Consider the following 1,065-nt stretch of genomic DNA (forward strand, 5'->3'; position numbering starts at 1 on the left):
AAAACCGCTCAGTAAAACAGTAAACAAGGTAGTTTCCTGCTGTTTTGCCAATGTTTTCAACTGATCAGTAAGTTCATTTCCCAACACAAAATTGAAATCCTGCCCTCGATAATTGACCAGTGCCGGGCGGGGATGATCGGTCGGCAAAAGTAACGGCTCATACTCCGCCAATGCCTGCTGCCAGTATGCCCGTTGACGTTCTCCTACTTCTCCCTGCAAATATTCTCGCTGCCAATGGGCGTAATCACCATAAGTGATGTCCAGCTCAGGCAGACAGCTGTCACGCTTTTCGCGCAGGGCATGGTAAGCCTCCGCCAGTTCATGCATAAAGATATCAATTGACCAGCCATCAATGGCGATGTGATGCCACATGAACAAAACATAGTGGCTGTGACCGACTTGATAATGACGCAGGCGCAAACCAGGCTCTGTTGTCAAATGGAATGGTGTCGCTAATTCAGCACGCAATATTTGCCAAAGTATTTCAACACTCTCAAGAAGCTGCGTTTTGAAAACCAACGGCTCTTCAATTATTTTTTGAAAAGAATGGGGTTGTTGATAAGAATGCAGTTGTTGATAAATGTGATCACCGCTATTGCGGTAGACCATTTTCAGAACGGAATGACGCTCAGCCACCTGATTGATTGCACTTTCCAATACAGATAAGCTAACACCTTCATCCAACAGCATCAGATAAGGAATATGGTAAGCATAAGTGCCCTGTTCAAACTGCTCAATAAACAGCATCCGCTCCTGAGCAAAGGACAAGGGATAACGGGCAAGCTCAATATGCGGAATGACAATAGATGCTTGCTGCCCTATCTGGGCTGCCAGTCCGGCAACTGTTTTCAATGCAAACACCTGTGCCAGAGAAACATCCATTGCCAACGTCCGGCGAATAGTGGCGGTCAGCTTAACCGCAGTCAGGGAATTACCCCCGATACGGAAGAAGTTATCTTCAATACCGATCTGTGCTACCCCTAACACATCCTGCCAAAGCTGACAAAGTTGAGCCTCTAATTCATTACGTGGTGCAACATAGCCATCTCTGTTTACCCAGACAGG

General features: G+C 46.6%; 1 protein-coding gene. It reads right to left on the reverse strand.

Annotated features, from left to right (window positions below; genetic code table 11):
• Positions 1-1,065, reverse strand: a 1,065-nt coding sequence (locus tag AAC147_RS10235; protein WP_047686529.1) for a condensation domain-containing protein, incomplete at both ends; no start/stop codon positions are given.

The organism is Xenorhabdus sp. NBAII XenSa04, from assembly GCF_963866145.1.
In the GTDB taxonomy this organism is placed as follows: Bacteria; Pseudomonadota; Gammaproteobacteria; order Enterobacterales; family Enterobacteriaceae; genus Xenorhabdus; species Xenorhabdus indica.